Raw genomic sequence first — 4766 nt, 5'->3', positions numbered from 1 at the left:
AAGGCAGCTATGTGGTGCAAAACCCTATGAAGAGCGTGCTTCCGGAACTGACCGTCATCATTGAGAATGTGCCGAAAGGCACAGAGATGAGTGGTAAGGCATTAGATGCAGCCTGGTGTCTGTTCCCTACACTGAAGAACAGTGATGGAGACTACGGTTTGCCGAGCATAGAGCCAACGGAAGTGGAAATGCCTACTATCTTGGCTACTGAGTCAACTTTGCAATCAGAAGTCATCCGGCTGATGCCGACCATACAGGGAAGCCCCGCCTCTCATGTTTATCTCCGCCTCTTGCTTCCTAACGAGACCTTGCAAGAGTATGACATCACCGCTCCTGCGATGAAGGTTGGAGGAAAGTATGAGTTGCGACTCAACTACAACCAAATGCAGCCAAAGATGAATCTGGAAGCTACCATCAACGGTTGGACGAACCTCAACAATGAAGTAGAAATCAAATAATAATAATAACATTTAAAATATTGATAAAATGAAAAAGATGACGAAGTTTTTCGCCCTTGCACTCTTGGCAGGTGCAATGGTTTCATGCAGTACAGAAGACACCGCACCTTCTACCCAGAACGATAAGGTAGCCGTGCAGTTTACTGGTGGTATTAGCGTAAACACCCGTGCTGCTGGTGTAGCTTGGGCTGATGGTGACAAGATTGGTATCTTCATGACAGAAGCTGGCAAGACACTCTCTGCGGATGTAATCAAAGAGGGTGTTGACAATGTTTGCTATCAGTCAAATGGAAGTATAGCCTTTTCACCTGTTTCTGGTGGTAAGACTATTTTCTTCCCGATAGATGGAGATGTGGACTTCTATTCTTACTATCCACAGACCACTGTCAATGACTACAAGGTTGCACTTGATGTAACAGACCAAACGAAACAAGAAACTATCGACTTCATGTATGCCAAGACAGAAGGCTGCAACAAAGCTACGCCACAGGTTGACTTGAAGTTCTTCCATAAGTTAAGCAATCTTATTTTGGATGTTCAACCAGGTAACGGTCTCACGCAAGAAGACCTTAAGAAAATGACTGTGACAGTGAAAGGCCAGAATACCAAAGCCACTTTCAATCTTGTGGATGGAACTATCTCTGGTGAAGAAACTCCTGCGGACATTGAGATGCAAACTACCCAAGCTGGCAAGCTGTATGAGGCAATCCTGCTCCCTACAGAAGAAGCAAGCCGAGTGATAGAGTTTGACCTCAAGAATGGTTACGACGCTCCTTTTGTATGGACAATGCCTGTAAAACTTGAGGGTGGCAAAAGATACCACTATACAGTAGTAAAATTGAGTCGTTCTGCCGTAGATATTTCTGGAACCATTAAGTCTTGGACAGAGGCAGGAGACAATAATGAACATATAGCACAATAACAACTCTTAAATAACAAGATATATGAAGAAATTTAGATTCTTATACATTGCTGCCGCAGCATTGCTGTTTGCAGCTTGCGCTAACGAAGAAGACGGTATCGGCAACAATGGTCCTGTTGCTGCTACCGTACAGGCGGATATTTCCAACAATATCAAAACCCGTGGAACTGCAGACAACAACAGCTGGACAGCAGGCGATGCCATTGGCGTAAATGTCACATCAACAGGCAATACAACAGGAGACAACAAAAAGTATGTAACAACAAATGGGGATGGTACTTTTGAAGCTGCTGACAATGACAACATCATCTATTTCAAGGACAACAAAGAGACAACATTTAGTGCATACTATCCTTATAGCGAATTCTTAACTGATGGTAAAATGAATTGGAATATAGCTGAGGTAGAAGCAAACCAACCTTGTAAGGCTGATGTACTTTTTGCCTCAGGGGCTACTGCAAGTAAAGCATCTCCAACTGTGAATTTTACAGATGCAGAACATCGCTTTAAGCATTGTATGAGTTTGGTTGAATTCAAAATTAAGCCAGGGCAGGGTGTCAAATATAACAATTATAAATTCAATCGCTTAGAGTTGAAAGGAATATTTACAAGCGGTAAATTTGACACAAGAACAGGTTCGGTTGAAACTGCTGGTGACAGAGCTACTCTTACTCGTGTTTTTAATGATGTACCTTTTGAAAGCGAAGAAAGTTTTGCTTATATCATGTTGCCGCAAAGCCTTGAAAGCAATAAGATGGATATAGAGATTTACTTGTTGTTGAATGATAGCGAAGTAAAATACACAACCCCTATAACACCATCCACCAATGGACAATTTGAAGGTGGCAAAAAATATACATACAACATAACTGTTAAAAATACTGGGATTACTATAGAAAATGCTAATATAGTTCCTTGGGGAAATGGTGATTCAAGTGATTTAAACGCAGATATAGATTTGTAATGATAAATTAAGGTACTGAAAATAGGGAATACAGGGTTAGTGAGCTTGGCCGCTCACTAACTCACTAACAATAAAAAGCTGAAGATTATGAAGACGATAAAACAAAGAATTTCCTATGCGGTAATGGGCCTTATGGCTATGGGCTTTACAGCATGTACGCAAAATGAAGATATGGCTCCTACGCTGAAAGGGCAGGAAATCAATGCCACTTTCTCTGTTGGAGGTATGCAGACTCGTGTCAATACATTGGGACACGGTAACAATTGGGAGAATGAGGACCTAATAAGTGTACTGCAAATTTTCGGTGATGAAGATACTAGAACTGGTGAATATAAATATGTGGAAGAAAATGGGTTATACCGTTGGGAACCTATCAGAAGACTTCGCTGGGAAAAAGTGGGAAGATGCGAATTGATTGCTTGGTATCCTTATGATATAACCAATCCTTTTATCTATAATTTGCATATAGACCAAAGTGATGAGACCAAGTTGAAAGCTGCAGATTTAATAAACGGCTATTGGTACGATGTCCCTAAAGATTATGTAGACATTCCTATGAAGCATCGCATGTCGCTGGTCACGATAGTATATCATGTTGGTACTGCGGATTATCCCAATAAGGATATTAGTGAACCACAAGTGTATTCTAAACACAACAGTGTTAGATTTTTTAGAGACCAAGACCAGGGAAAATTTGTAATGAATACACCTTCAGGTAATCCTGATTGGGTACAAGCCTGTAAGCATGACGATGGTATGTTTTCTGCAATCGTTATCCCTGGTTCATACAAAACTGGCGAGATTTTCGTGAAATTCAAGATTGGCGACCAAAACTTCCATGCAAAAATGAGGTCAAATACGGAGTTTCAAGAGGGCCATCGCTACACCTACAAACTCGATGTAGGAAAAGACAAAGTGGAACTGACCAGAATCAGCATAGATAATATGACTGGTTGGACAAATGAAGATGATCTCAAATAATTGGAGGAAAGAATATGAAAAAGATATTTCAATACATCATACTGGCAGTCGTTACTATAGTAATGGCGTCATGCACAAGTGATATAGAAGAAACAACCGCAACAACGGGCAAAAACAACGTACAGTTGGTTGTTGGTGAATTTCCGGCATTCGGAGATTCACAGACTCGTGCTATAGGTACACCTGATGAAGGCAAGACTTCATGGGCTGAAGGAGATGAGTTGCTTCTGGAGATAGACAATACCTCTTATGGAAGACATAATGCAACCTTTACATATAATGGCAAGAGTTGGGAATTGACAAGTGGTGAATTGGTTTATCTGGAAGGAGACCCTGCATATATATCCCATGTATATTACGCCCCTAATTATAAATGGTCTAACACCTCATTAATGTTGAAAAAAGGTAAGGTAGCAGGAACGGATGAATATATCGAGGGAAAAGCTAAAATCACTGGTAATGGTGAGACTATAACCGTTTCTTTTGCCGAGGCAACACGCAACTATTCACGCCTCCGCATTGCAACTATGCCAAATAAGCCAATAACAGTTAGCATCAATAAATACACTCCTGCGGGCAGCAGCGATATGAAATGGGATCAAAATTATGCCCTTACATCTGATGAAAAGGGCAATGCCTATTTATATGGTAATTTTGTAACAAATTCCCAATTCACTGTGAAATATGAAGAAGCTCCTTTGGCATCTCATACATTCTTGCAAGCAACAGTAAATGCTAAGAGTTATGCACTGGATGCTACTGTTGTTTCGCTGACTGACGAAGGTATCACTTACGATCAAATTGTGGAAGACGTCAAGAAGGAATTGGATGCGGGCAAGACTTACATCAATCTCATTCTTGCTCCCGATGTGGATGAAGAAACATTGGAAGCAATACATATCGGACTTCTAGAAGGAGATGCAAGGGATGGGAGTATAAACCTTACTTTGATAGGATGTAAGAAGATTCCTTCAAGAGGATTTATGCATTTTGACATGCTGAAATCCATAGCCCTCCCAGATGTTACAGAAATCGGGGAAAATGCTTTTTTATATTGCTCATGGCTTCAAAAAGTAGTTTTAGGCAATCTTACAAAAGTATATGGTAATGTCAGAAATAATGGTATCTTTGATGATTGTGAAACCCGGTTCATCGATTTGGTTTTGTCAAAAGACCAGAAAGTTATGAATGATGGCGAAGCCGAAGGTAGGTATTGTTGGACTGCTGATATTATTACAGATTATGATCTTAGTAATGAACATGTCAGCAAAAAATTCCTTGGGTATGAATTTAAGTCCATAACGTGTAGATATAAATTTGAATAATAAAGTAGATTATTTAACTCCTAAGCTGGGCAAGGAGTATAAGTTGCTCAGCAACATATATTCACCCGCACTTCACTTTTACCTTTGCACCTGGAAACAAGTTTAAACGAATTGGT

4 protein-coding genes and 1 pseudogene are annotated in these 4766 nt (G+C 40.3%); all 5 read left to right on the top strand.

Annotated elements, in window-relative coordinates; translation table 11 throughout:
- Nucleotides 1–458, top strand: a pseudogene (locus tag DW917_RS16285) (hypothetical protein); the annotation flags it as partial.
- 28 nt (nt 459–486) lie between these two features.
- Nucleotides 487–1380 carry a fimbrillin family protein gene (locus DW917_RS16280; protein WP_118120423.1) on the top strand — a complete coding sequence of 298 codons (894 nt, stop codon included), beginning with the start codon at nt 487–489 and terminating at the stop codon, nt 1378–1380.
- Nucleotides 1381–1402: 22 nt separating this feature from the next.
- Nucleotides 1403–2344, top strand: a complete 942-nt coding sequence (locus DW917_RS16275) for a fimbrillin family protein (protein ID WP_118120421.1) — start codon at nt 1403–1405, stop codon at nt 2342–2344.
- 138 nt (nt 2345–2482) lie between these two features.
- Nucleotides 2483–3325: a fimbrillin family protein gene (locus DW917_RS16270; protein ID WP_158570228.1), complete on the top strand. Its 843-nt coding sequence runs from the start codon at nt 2483–2485 to the stop codon at nt 3323–3325.
- A gap of 14 nt (nt 3326–3339) precedes the next feature.
- Nucleotides 3340–4650 carry a hypothetical protein gene (locus DW917_RS16265; protein ID WP_147344239.1) on the top strand — a complete coding sequence of 437 codons (1311 nt, stop codon included), beginning with the start codon at nt 3340–3342 and terminating at the stop codon, nt 4648–4650.
- The last annotated feature ends 116 nt before the right edge of the window (nt 4651–4766 follow it).

This window comes from Prevotella sp. AM42-24 (genome assembly GCF_003461825.1).
GTDB classification, from domain to species: domain Bacteria; phylum Bacteroidota; class Bacteroidia; order Bacteroidales; family Bacteroidaceae; genus Prevotella; species Prevotella hominis.
Note: the sequence above shows the minus strand (reverse complement) of the source record. Positions and strands in the feature narration are given on the sequence as shown.

Coding starts and splice junctions, on each gene's coding strand:
- DW917_RS16280 (WP_118120423.1), top strand. CDS start 487: ATGAAAAAGATGACGAAGTTTTTCGCCCTTGCACTCTTGGCAGGTGCA.
- DW917_RS16275 (WP_118120421.1), top strand. CDS start 1,403: ATGAAGAAATTTAGATTCTTATACATTGCTGCCGCAGCATTGCTGTTT.
- DW917_RS16270 (WP_158570228.1), top strand. CDS start 2,483: ATGGGCTTTACAGCATGTACGCAAAATGAAGATATGGCTCCTACGCTG.
- DW917_RS16265 (WP_147344239.1), top strand. CDS start 3,340: ATGAAAAAGATATTTCAATACATCATACTGGCAGTCGTTACTATAGTA.